Here is a 24,664-nt window from a genome sequence, read left to right on the forward strand (position 1 = left end):
CCAGGGCCGACCGCCACGAGCACCGAGCCAACCGTCGCCGCCGCTGCGCCCACCATCGACTCGGATCCGGCGTGCCGGCCCCAGGTACTTCAGGAAGCGGTCGCCGCCGCGGTAAGCGGGCAGACGGTGAACGGTGTAGAGGTGTTCGCCTGCCGCAACGGTTTCGCGAGGCTCATCGCGACCGTCGCGAGTTCCACCGAGCTCGCCGGCGGCAACCAGGTCTTTCTGCGGCGAGATGGCGACCGACAGTGGCGTGTGGTGGCGCGCGCCCCGGCGTCGGTGGACTGTGGAGACGCCTCTGTAACGGTCGAGATGAAGGCCGTTTGCGCTGGCCTGCGCTGAGCCGATAGTCGGCCCGTGATCATCAAGAATCCGTTCAGATTCGCTACCGGATCTCGCCGCGATGATTTGCCCAGACACAGCCTAGGCCTCGTCACCGTCGCCGATCCGATGCTGCGTCTGTCCTTTTCGGATCAACTCCTTGCGAAAGGAAGCCTTCGTGCAACGAACTTTCCGCCGCGCTCTCGGCCGCTCGGCAGCTTTCTCCGCCCTGGCGCTCGTCGCAGGAGGTTTGGTCGGGTTGACGCCCGCGCCTGCCCAAGCCTCGTCGATCGACGGACCGATCGGTCGCAGCGAGATCCTTTCCCGCGCGCAGAACTGGGTCGACCGTAAGATCACCTATACCCAGACCGGTCCCTATGCCAGCGACCCTGAGGGCGCGCACACCTACCGGCGCGACTGCTCCGGCCTGGTATCGATGGTGTGGCACCTGAACCGAAGCTACGTGACGGGCGACTTCCAGAAGAGCAACTCCCGGTGGACCACTCTCGCCAGCATCGACGCTTTCCAGCCTGGCGATGCGATGGTCCGCACCGGCCACATTGAGTTGTTCGCCTTCTGGAAGGACAAGGGCGACCACAGCAAGGGCGCCTATGTCTACTCGTTCAACTCCGATGGGCAGACAGTCCAGAACCCTTACGCGAGAAACAACGCCGGCGCTCTAGGTTTCAATGACGCGGACGACCTGCGGACGTACAAACCGATCAGGCGGACGGGACTGACGAGCGGGCCGGCCGGGCGGAAGGCGCCGGCGCTGGTCCGAGACGACGGTGACGGGACGATGAGCATCTACCGGTGGAACTCCACCGGCAGCGCCTTCGACCACACGACCGACTACAAGGGCGATGGTGGTTTCAACGTTTCGAACGTCGGTGAACGAGTCGCTTCCGGCGACGTCGACGGCGACGGCAACGATGACATCGTCATGGCCTACCAGCTCGCCGACGGCAGCTTCGGCTTCTACGTCTTCGACGAGGGCCTGTCCAGCAAGGGCCGCTGGTACACCTCGGGCCCGTTCGGCCTGGGCAGCGTCGGCGGCCGTCTGGTGGTGGGTGACTTCACCGGTGACGGCAAGGCGGAGCCTGCGCTGGTCCGTGACAACGGTGACGCCACGACGACCATCTATCGGTGGGTCTCCACGGGTAGCAGCTTCGCGCGTACCACTGACTATGTCGGTGAGGGTTCGTTCTCGCTGGGGAACGTGGGTGACCGTGTCGCGGCCGGCGATGTCACCGGCGACGGCAAGGCCGACATTGTGATGGCGTACCAGATCAGCGACGGCACGTTCGGCTACTACGTGTGGAGTGCCGGCCTGACCAGTCTCGGCCGCTGGTACACCTCGGGCCCGTTCGGCCTGGGCAGCGTCGGCAACCGCCTGGTGGTGGGTGACTTCACCGGTGACGGCAAGGCGGAGCCTGCGCTGGTCCGTGACAACGGTGACGCCACGACGACCATCTATCGGTGGGTCTCCACGGGTAGCAGCTTCGCGCGTACCACTGACTATGTCGGTGAGGGTTCGTTCTCGCTGGGGAACGTGGGTGACCGTGTCGCGGCCGGCGATGTCACCGGCGACGGCAAGGCCGACATTGTGATGGCGTACCAGATCAGCGACGGCACGTTCGGCTACTACGTGTGGAGTGCCGGCCTGACCAGTCTCGGCCGCTGGTACACCTCGGGCCCGTTCAACTTGGGCAGCGTCGACGGTCGCCTGGTCCTCGGCAACTGGTGATCCCCGCCGTGGGGTGGCCTCGCCGCCACCCCACGGCTTTCCCCGCAATCACCCCTTCCGGCCTAGCTGGCCAGTCCGTGAGATGGGACAACTCATGCGTTTCCGATCCTGGTTAACCAGGTTTCTTCCGCTGCTGGCCCTGTCGGTGGTCGGGTTCGCGTCGCAGCCCGTAGCCGCACAGGGCGCTCCCACCGGCTATTCCGTCACCGGCATAGATGTGTCGCACTACCAGGGCGCCATCAACTGGGAGGCGGTCGCCGACTCCGGTGTGGACTTCGCGTACGCCAAGGCAACCGAGGGCACCGGCTTCACCGACCCGACGTATGTCACCAACCGGAGTGGTGCTCGCGCCAACGGCATCTACTTCGGGGCGTACCATTTCGGCCGGCCCGACCAAGGCGACCCCCGCGGCCAGGCCAACCGGCTGGTCGACACCAGCAGGTACAGCTCGGACGGCACCACCCTGCCGCCGATGCTGGACATCGAGTGGTCCGCGAGCCAGCCCACCTGCTTCGGCCTCTCGACCAGCGCGATGGTGTCCTGGATCAGCCAGTTCCTCGACCAGGTCAGGGCCCGCACTGGCCAGAAGGCGATGATCTACACCAACCCGAACTGGTGGAATCCGTGCACCGGCAACAGCACCGCGTTCGGCAGCTACCCGCTGTTCCACTCTCGCGATGCCGACACCCCGGGAGCACTTCCGTCTGGTTGGTCGCGCTTCACCCTGTGGCAATGGACCTCGAGCGGCAGCGTGCCCGGAGTGTCCGGTCGCGTTGACCGGGACGTCTTCAACGGCTCACTCGCCGGCCTCCGCGCACTGTGCAACGCGACGACAGGGCGTAACGCCCCGGCGTTGGCGCACGATGACGGCGACGCCACGATGACGATCCACCGTTGGCGGTCGACCGGCACGTCTTTCGCACGCACCGCCGACTACTCCGGAGAGGGGGCATTCTCGCTGGCGAAGGTAGGTGACCGGGTCGCTTCCGGCGACGTCGATGGTGACGGGACGACCGACATCGTGATGGCCTACCAGATCAGCGATGGCACATTCGGGTTCTATGTGTTCGACGAAGGCTTGTCCAGCGCGGGGCGTTGGTACACCTCCGGCCCATTCGGCCTCGACAGCGTCGGCGGCCGCCTCGTAGTGGCTGACTTCACCGGCGACGGCAGGGCCGAACCCGCTCTTGTCCGTGACAACGGCGACGCCACCGTGACCATCTACCGCTGGACGTCGACTGGCAGCAGCTTCGTCCGCACGACCGACTACGTCGGTGCTGGCGCCTTCACGATGTCCAATGTGGGTGACCGTGTCGCGGCCGGCGACGTCACTGGGGACGGTAAGGCCGACATTGTGATGGCCTACCAAATCAGCGATGGCACGTTCGGCTATTACGTGTGGAGCGCTGGTTTGTCCAGCCTCGGGCGCTGGTATACCTCTGGCATCTTCAACCTCGACAGGGTCGCCGGCCGGTTGGTCGTGGACGACTTCACCGGTGACGGAAAGGCTGAACCCGCTCTGGTGCGCGACGACGGCGACGCGACCATGAGCATCTACCGCTGGACCTCCACCGGGAGCGGATTCGCACGCACGACCGACTACCTGGGCGACGGCACCTTCATGGTGTCGAACATCGGCAACCGGGTCGCGGCCGGTGACGTCACCGGCGACGGCAAGGCTGACATCGTGATGGCCTACCAGATCAGCGACGGCACTTTCGGCTATTACGTCTTCAACGCCGGGCTGACCGACGCTGGCCGCTGGTACACCTCCGGCCCGTACAACCTCGATCCCGTGGCCGGACGCCTCGTCCTCGGCAACTGGTGAACGACCTACGTGGGGCCTCGACCATCGTCGGGGCCTCCACCTTGTCCATGTCAAACGTCCGTTATCGATGGAGGTTGTGATGTTCGTGCTGTCCCTCACGAGGTCAGCTGTCCTGCGTCCGCTTGAGCCTTGGCATGCCGAGGAATTCTTCGAGCACCTGGGCCGCGCTCGCGAGCACATCCTGCCGTGGGTTTCGTCCAGCTTCGTCGCCCGCGACGTCGCCGCGGCTCGTGTTGTATTGCAGCGTTACGCGGATCGACGTGCTCAGGACGGCGGCGGAATCTGGGGCATATGGCTGGACGGCGCCCTTGTCGGCGGTGTCCTTTTCGTGTCCTTCGACAGCGCGTTGGGTTTCTGCGAAGCCGGCTGCTGGTTGGAGCCCGGTGCGCAGGGCCGTGGGCTGGTCACTCGTGCCGTTGAACGGATCATCGACTGGGCTGTCAACGAGCGCGGCATCGTCCGCGTGGAGTGGCGCGTCAAGTCAGGCAACGAGCGCAGCGTCGCGGTCGCGCGGCGACTCGGGATGAGGCACGAGGGCACGTTGCGTGAGGTCTTCCCGGACGCGACCGGCGAACGCATCGATCTCGAGATTTGGGCCATGCTGGCCAACGAATGGCGGGCCCGCCACAACGCGAGCGATGAAGAGGGAGCGGTCAAGTCCGTCGTAAAGGGGATCTTGACGGCCTGACACACGCACGTTCTTTGGCGCATCCCGTCACGATGAGCCACGCGCCTCCGAGGAAGCGCCACCGACATCCGGCACAACGTCCGGTTGAACATCCTAATGTGCTGGAGCTGCGGCGCTTGGACCGGCATTGAGCAGTCCGCCGGCGCGCGGACGATTCCTCCGGCGCGTCGACTCTCGGGTCGGACTGGATGATCGCGGACAAGGCGGCCCATAGGGGAGGGGATGGGCTAGCGGCGGGACCTGCGGTGTGCGTGCCCGCGGGGGAAGGTAAGTGCGGCCCAGAGCCTCCGGATCCTGTTCGAGTTGCTGGCCCATCAGGATGGCCGTGTCGTCGAGGCGGAGGAGATGCTGACCGCGGCCGTGGCGACCTTCAGCGAGTGGTACGGGCCTGGAGCGTGGCGCGTCGGAGCTGACGCTCGGAGAGATCGAGGTTCGCCGTGGCTCGCCGCAGGGGGTGAATCGGCCCAGACGGTTGCTGCGGTACTGGGCGGACAAGAACGTACCGCGAGCTCGGCGCCCCGGAAGCCGCCGAGCTCGCGGACCGTCTCGGCTTGACAGGATCGGCGCTGTCAGCCGGACGTTGAACCCTCGAACGCGGTCACGAACGGTCAGGTCAAGCCCGATGTCGATGTCTTCTGATGTATCCATGTTCGGAGGGGATCCTGAAGATCGCCCACCTCGTCGCGAACCGGCTTGAATCCGGTTGCGCGGGCAACCCCCACGCTCGCGGCGTTAGCAGGATCGATGCGCAGGAGGACTTTCTCCATTTGCAATCGTCGGTAGGCGTAGTCGGTCATGAGACGAACCGCGCGGCTGGTCAGGCCTTGGCGACGATGTTCCGCGCCGACCGCGTAGGCGAGCTCGGCGCTCGCGCCCGCCGGGTCTCGTCCGCCGGGTCCAGTAGGGAAAAGGAGAATCTCCCCGAGCGCTGTGTGTCCGTCCGTGGTGATGGCGAGTTGGATGCTGCGACTTTCGGCACGGCGGTGTCGCGCGTTATCGAGGTACTTCTGAGCGATCGCCAGGTCGAACGGACCCCGCAACGGCGTCCACCGGTCGACCTCGCCGTCGTCGAAAAGTCGTCTCATCGCGGGCACGTCGGCGTCGGACCACTCGCGGAGCTGGATCCCCAGCCCAGTGATCTGGATCGCCGTCTCGAAGCGGGCGCTCATCGCGTCGTGCTCCGCTGGTACACCCGGACGTAGTCCACGACGAAGTCGGCGGGGAAAACGGTGTTGCTGTCCGGGTCGCCGAGCCAGCCGCCGACCTGGAAGTTGAGGCGCAGGTGGTAGGGCTTGTGGAATACCTCGTTGAACCACGGGGTGGTCGCGGGGCTCCGGGTCCAGATGAGCTGTCCGTCGACGTACCAGCGGATGGAAGTGGCGTCCCACTCCGTCGTATACGTGTGGAAGCCGTCGCCCGGGTAGCCCGTACCAGGGAAGGTCCATCGGAAGTCCTGTTTGGTGGGTGTGTAGTCCCTGAAGATCGCGGAGGTCGAAGCCCGGTAGTACTGGCTGCCGCCGGGGAGCTCGGTCACGTCGATCTCGCCGTTGAGTCCGTCGTCCGGTCGCATCCAGAAGGCGGGCCAGAGTCCTCGGGAGTTATTTGGTCCGTTGGGGGACTTCGCCCTCATTTCGAATTTGCCGTAGGTGAAGGACTTCTTGCCGATGGTGTCCAGGTAGCTCGTCGTGAAGGCGCGCGGTTGGCTGCCGCAGGTGTAGTTCTCGCGCTGCGCCCGGATCGTGAGCGTGCCACCAGAGACGAAGACGTTCTGGGACCGGCTTGTGGCACAGGAGCGGTCGTAGTCCGTCCACGCGTTGTGTCGTGCCCGCCACTTCGATGTGTCCAGGGTGGAGCCGTCGAACTCGTCGCTCCACGCGAGGCTCCAGCTCGGCGGAGCGGTGTCGTAGGCGATGACTATTCGTGGGCGATTGGCCGCCGCCGTGTTGTCGGCCGCCGCCCAGTAGGTGCGGTCGGCCGGGCTCGTCTGTTGCAAAGCGAACGTGACCGGCCCGTTGCCCGCGACGGCGGCGGTCACGTCGAAGGAGTTGAACCCGCTCGTGACCGAGGTTCGCTGGGCCAACGCTGGCCCGAGCGTCGGCCTCCTGGACCACAACCCCGGATCGTCCGCGCCGCCTGACGCCGAGTGCGCGGTGACGGAGGCCGTTCGTGCGGTCCATGAGTAGACCTCGAGGCTCGCACGGGTGACGCGCGCACCAGCGGGTACGCCGGCGATGGAGAAGCGGACGAGGGCGTCACGCTGGCCGTTGTTGTTTCCTTCGCAGACGCGCGGGCACGTCGCGAGGGTCGTCTTGACACTGTTGTCGCCGTCCTGCGGCACCATGGTGAACGTCGTGTCCGCCGCGGCGGACACGGTCACAGTGCCGGTGGCGGCATGAGCGGTAACGCCGGGCAGCAGGCCTGCGAGCAGTGCCGCGCCCACTCCTGCCATCAGCCACCGAGATGCGCTGCGCATGGTCACCCTTTCTGATTGCGGGCTTTCGTCAGATGGGATCCCACATCGACGAGTGAGGCCAGGAGTTTCAACGGGACGTTGTGCTGGATCTTGCGCGGCGAACGCTTCATCGGTCATCACCGCCGGCCGGCGGATCGGCGCCGGTCTGGTCCGGGGCTGCGGTCCCTCAGAGCTGCGGCGCTGCGGACGCGGTCAGCAGGAGGGCGATTGCCAGGCCGAGGTCGAGGACGAAGCAGGCCTCGGTGAGCGAGCGGGTGACGACCTTGTCACGGACAAAGTGGATAACGTCCCAGACAGTGTGTCCGAGCGCGGTAGCGGCGGCCAGGTAGATGGCCACCGTCGGACTGGACATCATGGCGGTGAGGGCGATGGCACTGAAGCCCACGAATGCGAGCGCCTGCCGGCCGACCTCTCGGCGATCCTCCCCGGTGCCGCGAACGAGTCCGAAGACCGCGAATGCCGATCCCAGGACGAGCACCGTCGCGGTCGGGTCGAGTCCCGTGAGGCGGGCGAGGACGACGGCGACGCTGACGACGGCCACCACCACCCACGCGCTGCGGCGCGAGCCGACAGCGGCGGCGGCAAGGTAGCACGTTGATGCCAGAATGATGATCATCGCGGTCACATGGGAATCGGTTCCGTTCGTGATGTTGAAGAGCAACGCGACGATTCCGAGCACCAACGGCCAACGTGAGAGCAGGTGAGCGCCGACGGCCGCCGCGCGACCGGCGGGGCGAGTATGGGCATGCGTGTCGACTCGAGCCGTGTTGTTCATACACGACAGCTTCCGCCCGAGCCGCGCCCGGGTGACCCGTGCGTTGCGCACAGATATTCATGCGCCTGCGCTGTCTCAGACCCAGCCGTTCTCGCGCGCGACCCTGTATGCATCGGCGCGATTCTCTGCCCCAAGTTTGTGCGCGATGGCGGCGAGGTAGTTGCGTACGGTGCCAGGTGAGAGAAAGAGTTCGCGGGCAGCCTCCCGGACCGGTCTGTCTGCTCGCGCGGTCACCAGCACGTCAGTCTCCCGCTGCGTCAGCGGTGACGGCGGCGTGGTGAGCGCGTCCGCGGCGAGCACCGGGTCGACATAGCGTTGTCCTTCGTGCACGCGCCGCACGACGTCCGCGAGCGCGGTGCCGGGCGCACCCTTCGCGAGGAAACCGCGCGCTCCCGACGACAACGCCTGCCGGAGCACGTAGGGATGGCCGTGGGCGGTCAATATCACCCCGGCGCAATCGGGCAATGCCCGGCCGAGTTCGTCGATGACGCCCATGCCGTCGAGCTGCGGCATCTGGAGGTCGATGACCGCGACATCCGGCCGGCTCGACAACGCCTGTTCAATTGCCTGCCTACCGTCACGAGCCGTGCCCACGACCGTGATGTCTGGCTCCCGCACCAGGAGTCCCACGAGCGCCTCGCGGATCAGCTCGTCGTCCTCGGCGAGGAGAACTCGGATGGGCATGTTCATCGAAACCAGTCCACGATTCCGGGGCATTCCACGCGCAACTCGAAGCGGTCCCCGGTGCTCCGGTCGACGGCTAGACGCGCGCCCACCGCCGTGCATCGGTCGGAGAGAGCGGCCAGGCCGGTGCCTCCGGAGGTGCCGTTGCGGCCTGACCTACGGACTCCGTCGTTCACCACGACCAACGCAGGAACCTCCTCGTCGGCGGCAACCGAGATCGACACAAGCTGTGCGTCACTGTGCCGCAACACGTTCGTAACGGCCTCTCGCACCACGGCCGCCAGAATCTGTGATCGCGGCTGGGGTATTCGTGCGAGAAGGTCCTGGTCGGCATCGATCCTGGTCTCGATTCCAGCCGAGCGGAGGACTAGGTCCGCGGCTTGGAGCTGGGTCGCGAGGTCAGCGACAGTATGGCCACGAAGGGCCCGTCGGACTTCGACGACCGTCTCGGTCGCGATTGCGCGAATGCCGTCACATTCCACGGTCGCCCGGCCAGGATCGCGGACCGTGAGGCCTGCGGCGAGCTCTGCCTTGAGCGCGATGATGCCAAGGCGCTGCCCGAGGACGTCGTGGAGCTCGCGGCTGACTCGTAGACGCTCCTCGGCGATCGCCAGCTCGGTTTGCGCTTGCTTTCCGGCCTGGACCGTCCAGAGCAGCCGCAGCAGCCACACGAACGCTTGGCACATCGTCCACACGACCGCCGCGCATCCGAGCAGCGTCGCAACGCTGGCCGCGATCGCGCCGTCGAACAGCCCGCTGCCGATCGCGGCGGCCGCCGCGAGGAGGACTGCGCCGACTAGCCCCGTCCGCCAGCTCAGCAGGGCACACGCGGCAACCGTGAAGCCCGCCAACCATGCCCATGGTTGCTCGCCATGCTTGGCCCAGGCGTGCGCGGGCACAAACAGTAACATCGACATGCTGATGAGCAATGTGGGCTCGCGCCAAGCGGTGGCTGTCGTGAATCCTGCGTTCACCGCGGTCCACAGGACCAACGCCAGAGCGGCACCGAACACGGCCATACCAACCAGGAAGGCGGCGCTGAGCACCGTGGTCGGCGGTTCCGTTTGCGATATCGGCACGATCACGGCCCACGCGAAACTCACGATCAGCATGCCCAGCACGATGAGACGAGGGCTGGGTCTGATCGCGGCCGCAGGATCGGCCATCGCTGCCCCTTTCCTTCGCCCTGTCATGAGGGTCGCGCCGGCGACACCGAGCACAGCGCCCCGCTCGCCCGGCGACCGGGGTTCGCCGCCCCTGCGCGGACAATCGCACACGCTTTTCCGGGCGGCCAGCCGATGGCGAGTTCTTGCCACGGTCGACGTCTTGGTTCGTTCCGTCGGCGCTTCCCGTGGCAAGCTTCCGCATAGATCTTGAACATCGTGGCGCCGCGGGCATTGCTCGCGAGAGATCCGCCAGTCGATTGGCGGCGCTGTGCATCGAAAGTTCACGGGGAAGAATCATGAGTTTGCGTAGTCCTTCGCGGCCTAAACTCCGGCTGGCGGTCGCGGCACTCACCGTGCTCGTCGGCGGCGGCGTCGGCGTCGGCGTCGGCTCACTGGCCGCGCCCGCTCCGGCACGGGCCGACACGGTTCGCGGCCTGCAGTGGTACCTCGACGAGCTGAAGATCCCAAAGGCCCACAAGCTAACGCGGGGAGAGGGCGTCGTCGTCGCGGTCCTGGACACCGGGGTGGAATCCGGTCTGCCGGATCTGCGCGGTCAGGTGCTGCCGGGCACGGGTGTCACCTCCGACGCCGCCCCGGATGGCCGCCGCGACGACGACACCACGAAGGCGCATGGCTCGGCGATTGCCGGGATCATCGCGTCCCGGGGCGGCGGCGCGATGCGCCACCTGGGTATCGCCCCTGATGCGAAAATCCTGCCCGTCGCGTTGGGCGGTAGCTTCGACTCGGCCGACCTCTCGGCGGGCATCCGTTGGGCGGCCGATGCCGGCGCCGACGTAGTGAACATGTCGGTCGGGACCGGCACGACGGCGACGCCCGACCTGATCGCCGCCGTCCGCTACGCCTTGGACAAGGATGTCGTGCTGGTCGCCTCAGCTGGCAACAGGATGCAGAACGATCACGTCGTCACCAGTCCCGCGAACATCCCCGGCGTCATCGCCGTGACGGGCCTGGCGAAGGACGGCGGATTCTTCGCGGAAAGCGTCGCCGGTCCGGAGGCCGTGCTCGCCGCGCCGATGGAGGAGATCATCGCGCCGCGCCCCAAGGCGGTCTCGTCCAACGGCTACGGCGTCGGCAGCGGCACAAGCGACGCCGCCGCCATCGTGTCCGGTGTGGCGGCGCTTGTGCGGGCGAAGTACCCCGAGCTCGACGCGGCCGACGTGGTCAATAGGCTCATCCGCACTGCCCGTGACACGGGCAGGAAGGGTCGGGACAACCAGTACGGCTTCGGCGCCATCGACCCGCTCGCCGCGCTGACCCGTTCCGTGCCGGCGGTGGACGCGCACCCGCTACTCGCCGCCGCACCCGCGTCCAGCGCGGCCACGCCACGAAAGGACGAGGGGCCGGCGGTGTCAATTACCATGAAGAAGGGTACGGGCGCGCTAGTCCAAGGCGCCTTCTGCGTAGTCGTGCCGACCACGGTGCTGGTCCTCGTGATCGTGCTGATTCGCCGGTCCCGGCGGCAGGCGGCCGCAGCGGGCCTTGGCCCGTCCCGATACCCACCACCCGGATACCCACCAGTGGGTGGTCCGGACGGTACGCGGCCGGCGGGCCAGACCGGACCCTGGCCACCGCAAGGAGCCGGTGCCGCACCTCCCTCACCGCCACCAGTTCCCGGCGGACCGCGGCAGTGATCCATGGTGTACCCGACGAGCGAGATCCCAGTCGTCCATCGATCGGTGCGCGGCCGTGAGCGGATCGCGTTCGCGGGCGACGCGGCCCACTGATACCGCCGACCTGGAGCCCCGTACCCAGGCCTGGGTCGACAACGCCCTGCCGCCGGCCATGCCATCCTGAGGCTGCTCGCCGGCACCGACGTCCCAGCCGCTCGACTCGTCGCGGTCGACCCGGCCGGCGACCACTGCGACCACCCGTCCCTGCTGATGACCCTGCTGAAGGGCCGTGTCGACCTGACCGAGGACCACTCCCCGGAACTGGCCCGCCAGCTGGTGCGGATCCACGCGATCACGCCGACGACGCGGCCGCGCACCTACCAGCCCTGGACCGACCCGGACCGGGTCCGGCCACCCGGCGGCGACGACGCCCTCTGGCGCAAGGCGATCAGTGAGATCCGGCCCGGGCGAACGCGAGTGGCGCGAGCGTCCAACTCGGACGCGCCGACGACACGGCCCCGGCAACCGCGATGGCCAAGACGGACCGTCCGAAGAGGATTAATTCTGTGTGTTGTTCGAGCGCCGTGATCATCTGCTCGCTGAGGGAGGTGCTCGGCGCCTGCACGACCGCATAGCGATGCAACACCCAGAGCGGATCCAGTCTGGTCTCGCCGACGGTTCCTCGGAATCTCAAGATCGTTGCGGCTGAGCCGGGTCAGGTTCGTAAGTAGCCGCCGCGCGGGCCTGCACCTGTCGGAACTCGGATGATGTTACCGTCCGCAACGTCGTTGCGAGCACGAGAACGCTGAGCGCTGTTCCGCCCCAGAAGACCGCTTTCAGGCCGATGAGTTCCGCGGTGAAGCCGGCGGCCAACGCCCCGAGCGGCATGGCTCCCCAACTCGTGAGGCGGCTGACGCCGCTGTAGCGGCCCATCATCTCGTCGGGCACGACGAGCGCGCGCAGTGAGCTGTAGGTGACGTTCCAAGCGCCAGCGCCGGCGCCGCCCAGCAAGGTCGTCACCGCGATCAACGGAGGGGACGAGGAGATCGCTGGTCCGCCCAGCAGCACAGCGAAGCAAACCACGGAAATGGCGAGGACGACCGGCCGGCCAAGCCGGCGGGTCAGCGTGGGCGCCGCGGCGGCACCCACGACGCCGCCGACTCCCACGGCGCCGATCAGTAGTCCGTACTCCGAACGGTTCAGGTCCATCGGTCCGGGTGTGACCGCGTAGACGGCGATGACCGACATCCAGGCCGACCAGCATCCGCTCGCCCCGCCGGCCACCAGTAGCAGCGTCCGCAGAACCCGCTCCCGCCACACGTATTGGACGCCTTCCCAGATGTCGGCGCGGAGGCCGGGCGCGCTCGCCATCGATCTGGGGTTGCGTTCGCTGCGGTAGCGGCCGGTCATGACCGCCAAGGCGAGCAGCGCCGCTACGTAGCCGGCGCCGCCGGCTCCGAGCGCGACGGCCAACCCAGCGGCGGCCAGCAGGCCACCGAGTGGCGGCCCGATGAACTCGTTGGCCACAGTCTCCGTCGCGGTCAGCTTCGCGATCGCGGACTCCATGCGATTGCGGGGCACGACCATCGGCACGACCGACATCCGAGTGGTGTCCGCGAACACCTCGGCGGTGCCGAGGAGCAACGCCCCCGCGTAGAGGCCGGCCAGCGGCAGCATGTCCGCGAGGATGCCACTCACGAGGGCGGCAAGGACCAGGGCGCGCACGGCGGCCATCGTCATGATCAGGAGTCGCCGATCGACCCGGTCGGCAAGGGCACCAGCGTGCAGCGAGAACAGCAGCCACGGCAGGGTGTTCGCGAGGGTTGTCCCGGCGACCAGCGCCGGGGAGTCAGTCATCGAGACGGCCGCCAAAGGCAGCGTCAGCTTGACGATGCCGTCGGCCACGTTGGTGACCGCGCTACCGGCCCAGAGAGTCCTGAAGTTGCGCGGGTCCAGGCTCGTCAGGTCGCGTCCTCGGGAATCTGACCGTTGCATGGCCAGCAGCGTGCGGCGCCTAAGGTTTGTCCCATAGCTTTTCGACTGGAGGCGAAACGTGGCGGTGTTACTGGTCGACGCCGAGGTGATGGCGCAGGCGCGGTTCGGCACGTCGCAGCTCGCCGAGACGTTGGGCGCGCTCAATATCCTGCGCCGCGGACAGCCCCTGCCGTGGCACCGGGAATGGCGGGACCAGCACGTCGATGCCTTCCACGGTTACCTCGACGGCGACCCGGTGACGGCGGCGATCGTGACACACGCGATCTCGTCGTCCTGGATGGCTGATTTCTTGACGGTGCCGCCTGCCCGTCCGGATATGACGCTGGATGACGAGCTCTTGGCGCTGGAGTCGCTGCCGGACGAGCGGATTCGTGAGGACCTGGCCTTCGTGCGTTCCCCGCTGACCAAGGAACTACGGGGTACGGGTCTAGCCAGCCGAACGGCGGCCCTGCTGCGCTGGGTTTGGCACCACACGATCGAGCGGGACTGGCCGCGCCGTCAATCGGTGCTCCACGCCGATGTGGTATCCCGAATCTCCCGGCTGAGCCGAGATGGCTGGTCCGGAGTCCTCAACGACATGCGGCCCGGCACGCGCTGGCTCGGCGACGGCCGGCTGCAGTTCGAGGAGCGGCCATACCCTCCGTACGACCTGCGGGGCGGAGAGTTGAGATTCTTCGCGGCCCACTGCCGAGGAGGCTGGACCTCCTGGAGGTTGCCCGACCGCTTCGGGATCGTCTACCCGGTGACGGGCGTGTTCGCTGCTACGGCTTCCGATGCACCCGACCCCCTGCGTCGCCTCCTGGGAAACGCCCGAAGCGAAATCCTCTTGCAGGCGGCTGAGCCGGTCAGCACCACGGCCATTGTCGCCAGGACCGGACTGCCCCTTGGCACGGTCGGCGGCCACCTGCGGGTGCTGACCGAAGCGGGTCTGCTCCAAAAGCGCCGGTCGGGCAGAGAAGTCTTCTACTGGTGGACAGATACGGCCCAGGCGCTCATCGCCGGCGCCTCAACCCGACCACCGAGCCTCGGCCCGGACGGCGGACTCAGCCTGCACCGGGGCGCCTGAAGCCCGCCGTAGTCCCAGCGCCAGCCAGAAGGTGCTACCGATCGTCAGGGTCGCCATGGCCACGATGGCCACCGATACCGACGTCCACTGGGCGATGGCCCCCGCGATCGACGCGCCGACCGCCTGCAGGGTGAACATCCCCGCTGAGTGAAGTCCCAGCGCCTGTCCTCGTAGGGCCGGCGGGGTCACGTCCACGGTCCGTTGTTGCAGAATCAGCCCGCTCGCGTACCCGCCCGAGGCCGCCGCCACCGCCGCCGCGGCCACCGGGACCGCCAAATCGAAGACGAACAACAGGTACGGCGCCCCGAGCAACACCAGCACCGGCGTCAGCACACGGCTTCGCCACGCCGGCGGCACCCACCGGCCGATGACCAGGTCCCCGGCCAGCATCCCGGCCGCGCCGGCGATGAACAGGACGCTCGCCGCAGCCGGATCGTACGGAACGAACAACGCCTCGTTGCCCACCGCCAGCCCTTGTGGCACCCACGCTGCCAGGTACAGCCACCGCCGGACCGGCGTCCGCAGCAACGCGACGTTCACCCGCCACGTCTCCGTGACCGACGGCCGGCCGGACGCGCGTGCCGGCGTCCGTGCCAGCCCGAACCGGGCGATGGCCGCTGACATCAGGCCCACCCCGACCGCCGCCATCAACGCCGGACGGGCCCCGACCAGCGCCACCAGCGCGCCGCCGGCCGCGAACCCGGCTATCTGCATCGCACCGACCGACATGTTGAAGATCGACCGTCCGACCATGTAGTGGCCCGCCGGCAGGATCTCGCCGAGCAGGCCCCACCGGACCCCGCCGTGCACGGAGCCGACCAGTCCCATCACGCCGATCACGACGAAGATCCAGGCGACCGGTAACCCCGGGGCGGCCAGCACCACCGTCCCCACGGCGCCGATCAGGTGGATCGCGACCAAGGCGAGGCGGGGCGGCACCCGATCGGCCACCGACAACAGCGTCATCGCCCCGGCGACCTGCGCGAAGTGTGAGCCGAACAGGCTCAGCGCGGCCAGCAGCGGGGAATCGGTGGCGTCGTAGACCAGCACCGCGAGCGCGAGGCCCCGCAGCGTGCCGGCGCCCACGCTGCCCGCTGTAGCGAGGAACAACGGCGTGAACTGCGGTGTGGCGAAGCAGTTCCGGTAGGTTGGCACGAGCGGAGTCTGAGGCCGGGTCGCGCTTGGGCCACAGCTTTTCGCACACACGCGAAAGATGGTGGTCCGGTTGGGTGTCTGGCTCGTCGACGCGGATGTCCTCGCCTCGAGCCGGTTCACGGTCTCACCGCTGATCGAGACCGTCGCCGCCATGAAGGCCTTCGCCGGCAACGGCGCCCATCCCGCACAACACGACTGGATCGGCGTCCACGCCCCCGCCTACCGGCGCATGCTCGCCACGGATGCGTTCGCCGCTGCGCTGACGACAGCCGCCTTACGCCCGAACTGGGTAGCGGACTTCCTCGTCACGCCACCGGACGACGCCGATGCCACCCTGGACGGCGACCTCGCCGAGCTGCGGGCCACCACGCCGGACGAGGCCCGCGCCCAACTCGCCGCCGAGGGCATACCCATCCCGGGCGTACTCAGTGGGCCCGACCTGATCGACCGCACCATCGCCCTGCTCACGTGGGTGTGGGACGAGGTGTTGAGCGACACCTGGCCCCGCCACCGGCGGCTGCTCGAAGCCGACATCGTGACCCGCTCCCAGCACCTCGCCGCCGGCGGCTGGTCGGCCGCCCTGCCCCGGATGCGTCCCGACATGAGATGGGAAGGCGACGGGCAGTTGCGGGTCAACCCGTACGACCACCCGCCGGTCGACCTCGCCGGCGCGCGACTGTCGTTCATCCCGACGATGTCGCGCCGCGGCTGGATCGGCCTCGACGCCCCGCACCGGTACGTCGTGGTCTACCCGTGCGCGGGTTTCCTCATCGACCCGGCGGCCGTGCCCACACCGCAGGCGCTGCGGCGGTTGCTGGGGCCGGTCCGCGCCTTGGTCCTGGCCCAGTTGGACGCGCCGAAGACGCCGACCCAGCTCTGCGCGATCACGGGAAACGGCCTGGGCACGATTGGCGGCCACCTGCGGGTGCTCCACGACGCGGGCCTGGTCCACCGCCGGCGCGCCGGCCGCATCGTCCTCTATTACCGCACCGCCCGCGGCGACGACCTCGCCGACTCGCAATAGCTCGGGCTGTGCCGACAAATGGCCAGAGCCTTCATCGGTAGCTTCTTCACGGCTACGGTCCCATGTCACTGGCAGGGTCGCCGTTGTTCGATGTCAGCATCCGCTACCACTGGGCCCACGTCGCGGTGCACGGCCTATTCCTGGTCGTCGGCTTCGCGTTCTGCTGGATGGTCGTCGCGGACGACCCGCTGCCGAGGCCGGCCAACAACCTGTTCCGGCTCGGCGCGCTGATGGTGGCCATGCCCCTGTGCGTCGTGTTCGGCGCGTTGGAGTCGCCGGATTCGGGCCGGCGGATCCTCTGTAGACGTGCAAGCGAGCCAGTCCGATGCGGGCCGGGTGACAGTTCCGCTCAGCGTGTCTGCGTCGCTGCGTGCGGGGCCTCGGGAGGGCGAAGCTCGCCGAAGGCGAGCCTGAGCTGGTCGAGCAGCGCGGCGGTGGAGGGATGCGGGTCGCGACGTGGCGAGATCAGATAGATGCCGCGGGTCGGGGGGTCGACCAGGTTCACTGTGGTCACGTCGGCGCGCAACGCGCACGTGAGTGCCCCGGGAACCAGTGCGATGGCGTGGCCGGTGGCGACGAGGGCGACCTTGCCGGGCAGGTCGGCGGCGGTGAGATCGATGCGGGCGGTGACGCCGGCCCGGGCGGCGTGCTGGCGGAGCAGGGTAGCCGAGCCGTCGTTGTCCTCGACCCAGGTCTGGTCGGCCAGCGCGTGTATGCGCACTCGGCCGGTGCCGGCGCGCGGGTGGCCGACGGGCAGGACGACGACCATTTCGTCCGTACCCAGGAATCGCCGTTCCAGGTCTGGTTCGTCGGGTAGCCCTGGCGGCGCGTCAGTGACGACAGCGACGTTCAGGTCGCCGGCGACCACGCGGTCGTGAAGTTGTGCGCTCAGCCCGGGCAGCAGACTCCACCGGCGGGGTCCGCCCGTATCCAGCAGGCGGCGGATCGCCGTCGGCACGATCCCGGCGGCGAGCGATGGTGTCGCGCCGATGGCCAGTGGGCGGTCGAGCGTCCCGTCGCCAACCTCCCGTGCCGCGCGGACGCCGCGGTCGATCGCGTTGAGCGCGGCGAGCGCGTGGTGACGGAACACCTCGCCGGCGGGCGTGGGACGCACGCCGCGTGCGTGTCGCTGCACCAGAGGCACGCCGAGCTGGCGCTCCAGCCCGGCGATCTGTCGAGAAACGGCTGACTGGGTGTGGTGCAGCTCGGCGGCGGCCGCCGACATCGAGCCGAGACGACAAACCGTCACGAAGGTCAGACACACGGCCAGGTCCACGGCCCGAGTATGGCGGAGAGGTATGCGCACGAGGCACGGCTGGGCTGCGAACTTCGCGCTTGTCCGCAACCAAGGGCCTGTTCCACCCTGGTACGCATGTCCAAACCGCATACGATCGCCGTTCTCGGATTAGGCCGCATGGGCACCGCGATCGCCACCCGACTCGCTGCCTACGACTGGAAGGTCCTGGGCTGGACACGATCCGGACGCACGGCAGGCGCTGTGGAGACCATGGGCGATCCGAACGACGCCGTGGCGAGCGCCGACGTCGTCCTGCTGGCGTTGTTCGACGGGGTGGCCTGCGAGCAGGTTGTCGATCATGTGCGGAGCGCCCTGCGATCGGACGCCATCGTGGTGAACACCAGCACCATCGGTCCGGCCGAGGCAGCCAGGTTGGCCAGCCGGCTCGGCCCCTCCTACGTCCACGCTCCCGTGCTCGGCTCCGTGTCCGCCGTGGCCGCCGGTGCCCTGCGGATTCTCGCCGCCGCTGACCATGATGCGCTCGATCGGGTCCGGCCGGTTCTGGAGGCGCTCGGCACCGTCCGACGCGTCGAGGACGCTTTCACCGCCGCTGCGCTCAAACTGGTCGCCAACAACAGCCTTGCCGGTGCTGTGCTCGCGCTGCGCGATGCCCTGCGGCAAGCGGACGCCTTGGGCCTGCCCCGAGCGCAGGCGCTGGACATCCTCGAGCTGGGCCAACTCGGTGGCCTCGTCGCCCGGAAGCGATCCATCCTCGCCGGCCAGCCGGCTGCGGCCGATTTCACGGTCGGCGCGCTGCTCAAGGACATGGCATTGTTGGCCGCCGCCTCGAACACACCTCTCCGCGGCGCCGCCGGCCTGTCCGCCGAGACCGCTGCCGACCAGCAAGCTGACATCGCCGTTGCCGCCACCACCCCCTCCGTCGATGACGCCGTGCTCGAACCGCTTCGGTCCTACATGCGCGGCCATGCCACCGGAGACGCCGCACACTTCCGCGCGGCTTTCCAGCCCACGGCCCACATCGAGGGACTCCGAGACGGCGTTTTCACCTCGTGGCGACTGGACGACTACTGCGCTCTCTTCGACGGCGCGCCAGCCGCGGACGAACCGATCCGCTCTCGCCGCATCGACTCCGTCGACGTCTACGGCACCGTCGCGACAGCAACCATGACGCTCTGGCACGGCGTGGACACCTTCACCGACATCTTCCTGCTCGTCCGCGTCGACGACCGGTGGCGTATCGCCAACAAGGCGTACCACCGACATTCATCCGTCGCCGGCGCATGAATCGGAGAAGGACCGTCCTCACGGAGCCGTCGACGCCATCGCGGACGTCTTTCCGGCATTTGTGGTGCAGGTCATAGCCCGCGCCGGATGAACCTTGTCAGGCAAGCGCCGTTCGCTGACGGAAAGCCTTGACCGAGGTGTCCTCGGTCGCCCTGGAGCGCCGCGCAGCCGCCGGCTGTGCCTCCCCATCGGGTGTCGTCATGTTCGCGCCCGGAGCGGGCGCTGAGCGGATTCGATCTTGATTCTGCGCAGGCTGGCCGGCCGACTGGGCCGGTAATACGGTCGCTCCCATGCCAGAACTCATACTGCCGACCACCGACCTGCACGCCGCTTTTCTCGACTGCCGCAACGAATGGGGGCCTGGCGCGCACGAGGACGGTTTCGGCCTAGGTCGCGTCTCTCGGATCATGGCCGGGTCCAGAGCAGGATTCCGGCCAAGGTAAGCGCGGCCTGGTAGTGCACGGCGAGTTTGTCGGTGCGCATGGCCAGGCCGCGCCATTGTTTAAGCCGGTTGATACATCGCTCGGCCACGTTGCGTTGCCGGTACGCCTGCGGGTCGAAGGCCGGTGGGCGGCCGCCTCGGCTGCCCCGCCGCCGGCGGTGCGATTTTTGATCGTCCGGTTGCGGGATCGTCGCGGCGATGCCGCGCTGGCGCAGCCAGCCGCGGATGGCCCGTGACGAGTACGCCTTGTCGGCCAGCACCCGCATCGGGCGTTGGCGGGGTCGTCCAGGGCCCCGGCGGGGCACCGCGATGGCGTCCATGACGGCGGTGAACTGTGGTGCGTCACCGGCCTGCCCCGCGGTGACGAGCAGGCTCATCGGCCGGCACCCGGAATCGGCGGCGAGGTGGACCTTCGTGCTCAGACCGCCACGCGAGCGGCCGAGGCCGTGGTCGTCGGGCTCACCGACGCGTGGGTGTCTTTTCCCGGCCGTAGCCCGGCCGCGTGCTGGTGCGCACGCACGACGGTCGAGTCCACCGCGGCGACGAGCCAGTCCATCTCCCCGGCGGCGTCCGCGTCGGCCTGCACCGCCGTCAGCAACCGTTGCCACGTGCCGTCGAGAGTCCAGCGGCGAAACCGCGAGTACGCGCCTTTCCACGACCCGAACTCGGTCGGCAGGTCCCGCCACGGTGACCCGGTGCGGTATTTCCACGCGATCGCCTCGATCACCTCACGGTGATCCGCCCACCGGCCACCGCGCTGCGGCGACCGGTCCGGCAGATACGGCTCCAACCGCGCCCACATGTCATCAGTGATCCATCGACGAACCGGCACCCTGGACCAACGAGTCAGTGATCCGAGAGACGCGCCCTAGCGGCCGACGACGATGTGGACTCACCGGACGGGTTCGCCGCCTGGGTGCGCCAGCGAGTCCGGCTGGTCCACCCCGCGGGCACCCCATGTCCGGACGAGCAGCACGGCTCGCCCAGGTGGATCGTCGAAGACGGCCGGATCCTCGGTGGGATCGCCCTACGGCACAAGTTCGACGACGACATCGGCCAGATCGGTTACGGCGTGCGCCCGTCCGCGCGTCGCCGTGGCCTGGCCGGCTGGGCGCTCGGCGAGATGCTCAAGGAGGCTCGGGAGGCGCTCGACCTGGATCGTGTCCTCATCCCGTGCCTGGCTGACAACGCGGCGTCGGCGCGCACCATCGAGCGCAACGGCGGTTTCCTGGAATGCATCCGGGACACCGAATACGGCCCGGTGAGACGCTACTGGATCACCTTGGACCGTTGACGACGCGGCTGGTGTCAAGCGCGCCACGATGACCTCGGTCTCCGACGGATAGCGTGGACGGATGGCGTTCGAGGATCGGTTGGAAGCGCACCGGGTCGACCTGACCGGCTATTGCTACCGCATGCTGGGGTGCGCCGCGGAGGCCGAGGACGCCGTCCAGGAAACCCTGTTCCGCGCCTGGCGGAACGCCGACCGGTTCGACGAGCGGGAGGCTGGTCTGCGAACCTGGCTGCACCGGATCGCGACCAACATCTGCCTCGACATGACCCGTAGCGTCCAGCGGCGTGCACTCGCGATGGATCTCGGCCCGTCGTCGCCCGTCGGGGGGCTCCTCGGGGCTCCGCTGAGTGCTGCCGCCTTCGTGCGACCGATTCCCGACCGGCTCGTGCTCCCCGCCGACGGCGACCCGGCCGAGCTCGCGATGCGGCACGAAACCATCAGGCTGGCGTTCGTCGCAGCCCTGCAGTGCCTGCCGCCACGTCAGCGTGCGGCGCTCATCCTCTGTGACGTGCTGTGTTGGCCGGCGCAGGAGGTGGCGGCACTGCTCGAGAGCAGCCCGGCCGCGGTCAACAGCGCGCTGCAGCGCGCGCGGGCCACCATGTCCGCGCGCCGCCTGTCCAGCGGGAGCGGCGTGGTCGACGAGAGCACACTGGCGCGGTACGTCGACGCGTTCACGAACTCTGATGTCGACACCCTGGTAGGGCTGCTCCGCGACGACGCGGTCATGTCGATGCCGCCGTTCGCATGGTGGATCGAAGGGCGGGCCGCGATTCGGGCCGCGCTGCTGGGCGCCGCCGACGTATGCGCCGACGACCGGCTGGTCCGCACCGCGGCCAACGGCTCACCGGCGTATGCCCAGTACCGCGATGGGGAGGCGCTGGGCCTCGTCGTCCTGGATTACCGGGACGGACTGATCGGGGGGTTGACCACGTTCCTCGATCCGGCGCTGTTCGCACTCTTCGGCCTACCGATGAGTTTGCCGTCGCCGGTCCGTATGTAGTGCATGAACATCGTTGACATGTGGCATGACGTGCGGGGCGCGGGCGAGCCGGTGGTGCTCCTGCACGGCGGGATGACGGACAGCAGGTGCTTCGACGGAAACCTGGACGGGCTCGCGTCCACCTTCAGGACTTTCCTGCCGGACCGACGCGGCCATGGCCACACACCGGATGCGCCCGGTCCGCTGACCATCGAGCTGATGGCTCGGGACACCATCGCGTTCCTGGAGAAGACAGTCGGCGGGCCGGCCCGGTTGGTGGGCTACAGCGCCGGCGGCGCGGTCGCGCTGCGGGTGGCGATGCACCGTGCCGACCTGGTCGAGCGTCTGGTCCTGATCAGCACCGCGTACGACGTCGATGGCTTGATCTTCAAGCCACAGGCCGGCGGCGAGCTACCCGCCGAGGTTGTCGACGCCTACGCCGAGGTGTCACCGGACGGCCGTGATCACTTCCCCGTCGTAACGGAGAAGATCGTGCGTGCCGCGGCGACCGAGCCGAGCCCGTCCGCGGACGACCTGGGCGCGGTGACCACGCGGACCCTCGTCCTGGCCGGCGACGATGACCTGGTAACGCTTGATCACACGGTGCGGCTCTACCAGGCGCTGCCGACCGCCGAACTGGCCGTGCTGCCGAACGCGAGCCATCTGCTGCTGATGGAACACGCCGAGACGGTGCGGGCCATGGTCCTGCGCTTCCTGACGACGGACGCCGCTCCGACGTACCTGCCCATCGCCCGGGCCCGCCGAGGCTCCTGAGACAGCCTGGCCGGCCGAGCGGTCACGCAGCCGCTCGGCCGGCGCTGGCCTTCACCGGTGGACGACAGCCTTCGCGATCTCGCCGGGCTGGGAGCCCGCACGGGCGCGGATGCCGCCGTCCGGCGCCCAGATGCCCGACCTGCCCGCCGCGTCGGCGAAGCCGCCGCCGGTCGACCCGGCGAAACTGGACACGGCGACCCAGGTTCCATGATCGCTCGTCACGCGCTGAGCCCGTTCACACGCCGTGTCCGCGTCGAAGCTGTGGTCGAGCACGCTGGCCACGTATACATCCATGCCCAGCGCCGCGGCGGCCGCGTCGTGCTCAGGGAAAGCGGTGTCCCGGCAGATCGCCAGGCCGAGGCGCCAAGCATCAATCACGAGCACCGCCGGCCCATCGCCCGGGCTGAACCGCTCCTCGGAGTGGTGCAGGTGAGTCTTGCGATAGACGACCCGGGCACCGCCGCCGTCGATGGCCAGGGTGGCGATGTAGGTTCTGCCGGCGTCATCGTCGACCGGGGCGCCCGCCAACGCCGTCGTTCCCGTGGCGGCGCAGGCGGCGACGATCGGCGTGAGCCGCGGATCATCCAGCGCGACGGTTGGCGCGTCCAAGGCATACCCGGTCAGCGACAGTTCGGGGAAGACGACGACGCGCGCGTTGGTGGTGCGTATCGCGGTGGCATGCTCGGTTGCGTTGGCGGCGACATCTGTGGTGACCGTGTGCGGCTGCGCGACAGCTATGGTGAGTGGGGCTCGTTGCACTGTTGGCTCCCCGAACTGGTGACCCCGCGGGGTGCAATCTCTCCTCAGTGAATCCATGCCGCTCCACGATTAGCCGCCCTTCGCTCGCCGCGAGAGGCTTTCGACCACGACATGGACTCGTACCTTATCCTCGATTCCAGCCAGTGCCTCGGCTATCCCCGAGGCCAGGCGGTTGATGTACAGATCGCGGTCGAATTCAATGTGCTGGTCGCCGTCGATGACGACATCGATCACGTCGTCGTTTCCCTTGGCCAACGTCCGTGCGGCGATGTTCGGCCGATAGCCCAACTGCTTGACGGCGTGCCACACCCGGTCACGGGCATACGTCGAAACCCGCTGATGACCGTTGATGACGCGCGAGGCCGTGGCGCGGGAGACGTCCGCCATCCGGCCGACGTCTTCCAGAGTGGGCTTCTTGGTCTCCATCAGGTGCCTCCCGGCGAGCTAGGCGCTTTCAATCTCGTCCAGGTCGTCAGCTGTGAGGCGTACGCCGGCGGCGGTGATGTTCTCGATCAGATGATCGAGTGTGCTGGAGCCGGGGATGGCCAAAATCGCGGGGGAGACCTCGAGTAGCCAGGCCAGGGCCACCTGAGCGGCGGTCGCTCGATGGCGGGCCGCGACATCCGTGATCGGTGGCCGGTTGAGCCTTTCCCTGCCGCCGCCGAGCGGAAAATACGGGACGTACGCTATGCCGTCCTGCTCGCACCGCGTGACGAGCGGGGCGTCGCCGCGGTCGTTGAGGTGGAAGCGGTTCTGGACCGCGGCGACCGGGGCGATGGATTGTGCGTCGGCGAGTTGATTGGCGTCGACGTGGCTTACGCCCAGGTGCCTGATCAGTCCTTCGTCACGTAGGACCGCGAGAGCGGCGAACTGCTCTCCGATCGGCTCGCCGCCAGGTTGACCCATGCCGTTCGTGCGCAGATAAACGAGGTCGAGGTGGTGTCGGCCGAGCCGGCGCAGGTCCTGTTCGACCAGGTGTCGCAGGTGCTGGGCTGTCGTGCGGCCGGTCGCCGCCGTGCTTCCTTCCTGCGGCGCACTGACCTTTGTGGCGATCACGAGCTCGTCGGGGTAAGGGGTAAGACCGATCCGGATCATCTCGTGCGACTGAAGGTGGCCGATGCCGTACGCGGCAGCCGTGTCGATATGGTTGACTCCAAGGTCAACGGCTCGGCGCAATATCTCGACCCCCTCGGCGGGTTCGCGCACCTGGCCGCCGAGTGCGAGTCGCATGGCACCGAAGCCGAGCCGGTTGACGCGTAGCTCACCGCCGAGGAGAAGGTCGCCTGCTGCCACCGCTGTGGTCGGGTTCGTCTTGGTCACT

General features: G+C 68.3%; 22 protein-coding genes and 1 pseudogene. 11 read left to right on the forward strand and 12 right to left on the reverse strand.

Going from position 1 to position 24,664, the window contains the following annotated elements:
• Positions 1-126: 126 nt before the first annotated feature.
• From O7635_RS24435 to O7635_RS24450, 4 genes are all read left to right on the forward strand, one after another.
• Positions 127-342 carry a hypothetical protein gene (locus O7635_RS24435; RefSeq protein WP_278082794.1) on the forward strand — a complete coding sequence of 72 codons (216 nt, stop codon included), beginning with the start codon at positions 127-129 and terminating at the stop codon, positions 340-342.
• Between the two features lie 157 nt (positions 343-499).
• Positions 500-2,068, forward strand: coding sequence for a VCBS repeat-containing protein (locus O7635_RS24440; protein ID WP_278082795.1), 1,569 nt, complete (start codon positions 500-502; stop codon positions 2,066-2,068).
• 94 nt (positions 2,069-2,162) lie between these two features.
• Entirely contained in the window at positions 2,163-3,896 is a 1,734-nt protein-coding gene (locus tag O7635_RS24445) for a GH25 family lysozyme (protein ID WP_278082796.1), read from the forward strand.
• Between the two features lie 79 nt (positions 3,897-3,975).
• Positions 3,976-4,584 carry a GNAT family protein gene (locus O7635_RS24450; protein WP_278082797.1) on the forward strand — a complete coding sequence of 203 codons (609 nt, stop codon included), beginning with the start codon at positions 3,976-3,978 and terminating at the stop codon, positions 4,582-4,584.
• A 608-nt stretch (positions 4,585-5,192) separates the two neighbouring features.
• Here the strand turns inward: O7635_RS24450 and O7635_RS24455 are convergent.
• The 5 genes from O7635_RS24455 to O7635_RS24475 form a co-directional block, all read right to left on the reverse strand.
• On the reverse strand, positions 5,193-5,753 hold the full coding sequence (locus O7635_RS24455; protein ID WP_278082798.1) for a GNAT family N-acetyltransferase: 561 nt from the start codon (positions 5,751-5,753) through the stop codon (positions 5,193-5,195).
• On the reverse strand, positions 5,750-7,174 hold the full coding sequence (locus tag O7635_RS24460) for a glycoside hydrolase family 16 protein (protein WP_278082799.1): 1,425 nt from the start codon (positions 7,172-7,174) through the stop codon (positions 5,750-5,752). The genes O7635_RS24455 and O7635_RS24460 overlap by 4 nt, the downstream gene beginning before the upstream one ends.
• Before the next feature lie 49 nt (positions 7,175-7,223).
• Positions 7,224-7,832 (reverse strand): hypothetical protein, encoded by a 609-nt coding sequence (locus O7635_RS24465; RefSeq protein ID WP_278082800.1) that lies wholly within the window; start codon positions 7,830-7,832, stop codon positions 7,224-7,226.
• Positions 7,833-7,907: 75 nt separating this feature from the next.
• A complete protein-coding gene (locus O7635_RS24470) occupies positions 7,908-8,522 on the reverse strand; it encodes a response regulator transcription factor (protein WP_278082801.1) in 615 nt (204 codons plus the stop codon).
• Positions 8,519-9,682 (reverse strand): histidine kinase, encoded by a 1,164-nt coding sequence (locus tag O7635_RS24475; RefSeq protein ID WP_278082802.1) that lies wholly within the window; start codon positions 9,680-9,682, stop codon positions 8,519-8,521. Before O7635_RS24475 ends, O7635_RS24470 begins: the two co-directional genes overlap by 4 nt.
• Positions 9,683-9,978: 296 nt before the next feature.
• Between O7635_RS24475 and O7635_RS24480 the strand changes: the two genes are divergently transcribed.
• Positions 9,979-11,334, forward strand: coding sequence for a S8 family serine peptidase (locus tag O7635_RS24480; protein ID WP_278082803.1), 1,356 nt, complete (start codon positions 9,979-9,981; stop codon positions 11,332-11,334).
• A 669-nt stretch (positions 11,335-12,003) separates the two neighbouring features.
• Here O7635_RS24480 and O7635_RS24485 read toward each other — a convergent pair.
• On the reverse strand, positions 12,004-13,308 hold the full coding sequence (locus O7635_RS24485; protein WP_278085568.1) for an MFS transporter: 1,305 nt from the start codon (positions 13,306-13,308) through the stop codon (positions 12,004-12,006).
• 58 nt (positions 13,309-13,366) lie between these two features.
• Between O7635_RS24485 and O7635_RS24490 the strand changes: the two genes are divergently transcribed.
• The gene (locus O7635_RS24490) at positions 13,367-14,374 is read left to right on the forward strand and encodes a winged helix-turn-helix domain-containing protein (RefSeq protein ID WP_278082804.1); all 1,008 of its coding nucleotides are present in this window, start codon (positions 13,367-13,369) and stop codon (positions 14,372-14,374) included.
• On the opposite strand, the gene O7635_RS24495 is transcribed toward O7635_RS24490, so the two are convergent.
• Positions 14,315-15,682 carry an MFS transporter gene (locus O7635_RS24495; protein WP_278082805.1) on the reverse strand — a complete coding sequence of 456 codons (1,368 nt, stop codon included), beginning with the start codon at positions 15,680-15,682 and terminating at the stop codon, positions 14,315-14,317. The two genes, O7635_RS24490 and O7635_RS24495, sit on opposite strands and share 60 nt — an antisense overlap.
• Here O7635_RS24495 and O7635_RS24500 point away from each other — a divergent pair.
• Positions 15,681-16,553 (forward strand): winged helix-turn-helix domain-containing protein, encoded by an 873-nt coding sequence (locus tag O7635_RS24500; RefSeq protein WP_278082806.1) that lies wholly within the window; start codon positions 15,681-15,683, stop codon positions 16,551-16,553. The genes O7635_RS24495 and O7635_RS24500 overlap by 2 nt on opposite strands.
• Before the next feature lie 349 nt (positions 16,554-16,902).
• Here O7635_RS24500 and O7635_RS24505 read toward each other — a convergent pair whose 3' ends face one another.
• Complete coding sequence (locus O7635_RS24505; RefSeq protein WP_278082807.1) at positions 16,903-17,829, reverse strand: LysR family transcriptional regulator; 927 nt, start codon at positions 17,827-17,829, stop codon at positions 16,903-16,905.
• A 96-nt stretch (positions 17,830-17,925) separates the two neighbouring features.
• Here O7635_RS24505 and O7635_RS24510 point away from each other — a divergent pair, with 96 nt between their 5' ends.
• Positions 17,926-19,095 (forward strand): nuclear transport factor 2 family protein, encoded by a 1,170-nt coding sequence (locus O7635_RS24510; protein WP_278082808.1) that lies wholly within the window; start codon positions 17,926-17,928, stop codon positions 19,093-19,095.
• A 405-nt stretch (positions 19,096-19,500) separates the two neighbouring features.
• Here O7635_RS24510 and O7635_RS24515 read toward each other — a convergent pair.
• Positions 19,501-20,339: pseudogene (locus tag O7635_RS24515) on the reverse strand (IS5 family transposase).
• Positions 20,340-20,453: 114 nt separating this feature from the next.
• On the opposite strand from O7635_RS24515, the gene O7635_RS24520 reads away from it, so the two are divergent.
• From O7635_RS24520 to O7635_RS24530, 3 genes are all read left to right on the forward strand, one after another.
• Complete coding sequence (locus O7635_RS24520; protein ID WP_278082809.1) at positions 20,454-20,831, forward strand: GNAT family N-acetyltransferase; 378 nt, start codon at positions 20,454-20,456, stop codon at positions 20,829-20,831.
• Between the two features lie 61 nt (positions 20,832-20,892).
• On the forward strand, positions 20,893-21,831 hold the full coding sequence (locus O7635_RS24525) for a sigma-70 family RNA polymerase sigma factor (RefSeq protein WP_278082810.1): 939 nt from the start codon (positions 20,893-20,895) through the stop codon (positions 21,829-21,831).
• 3 nt (positions 21,832-21,834) lie between these two features.
• A complete protein-coding gene (locus O7635_RS24530; protein WP_278082811.1) occupies positions 21,835-22,584 on the forward strand; it encodes an alpha/beta hydrolase in 750 nt (249 codons plus the stop codon).
• A gap of 51 nt (positions 22,585-22,635) precedes the next feature.
• Here the strand turns inward: O7635_RS24530 and O7635_RS24535 are convergent, their stop codons facing one another.
• The 3 genes from O7635_RS24535 to O7635_RS24545 all read right to left on the reverse strand — a co-directional run bounded on the left by O7635_RS24535 (position 22,636) and on the right by O7635_RS24545 (position 24,663).
• Positions 22,636-23,343 carry a carbon-nitrogen hydrolase family protein gene (locus O7635_RS24535; protein ID WP_278082812.1) on the reverse strand — a complete coding sequence of 236 codons (708 nt, stop codon included), beginning with the start codon at positions 23,341-23,343 and terminating at the stop codon, positions 22,636-22,638.
• Between the two features lie 69 nt (positions 23,344-23,412).
• Positions 23,413-23,769, reverse strand: a complete 357-nt coding sequence (locus O7635_RS24540; protein WP_278082813.1) for a LacI family DNA-binding transcriptional regulator — start codon at positions 23,767-23,769, stop codon at positions 23,413-23,415.
• An 18-nt stretch (positions 23,770-23,787) separates the two neighbouring features.
• Positions 23,788-24,663, reverse strand: a complete 876-nt coding sequence (locus O7635_RS24545; RefSeq protein ID WP_278082814.1) for an aldo/keto reductase — start codon at positions 24,661-24,663, stop codon at positions 23,788-23,790.
• Position 24,664 lies beyond the last annotated feature (1 nt).

Source organism: Asanoa sp. WMMD1127 (genome assembly GCF_029626225.1).
Lineage (GTDB): Bacteria > Actinomycetota > Actinomycetes > Mycobacteriales > Micromonosporaceae > Asanoa.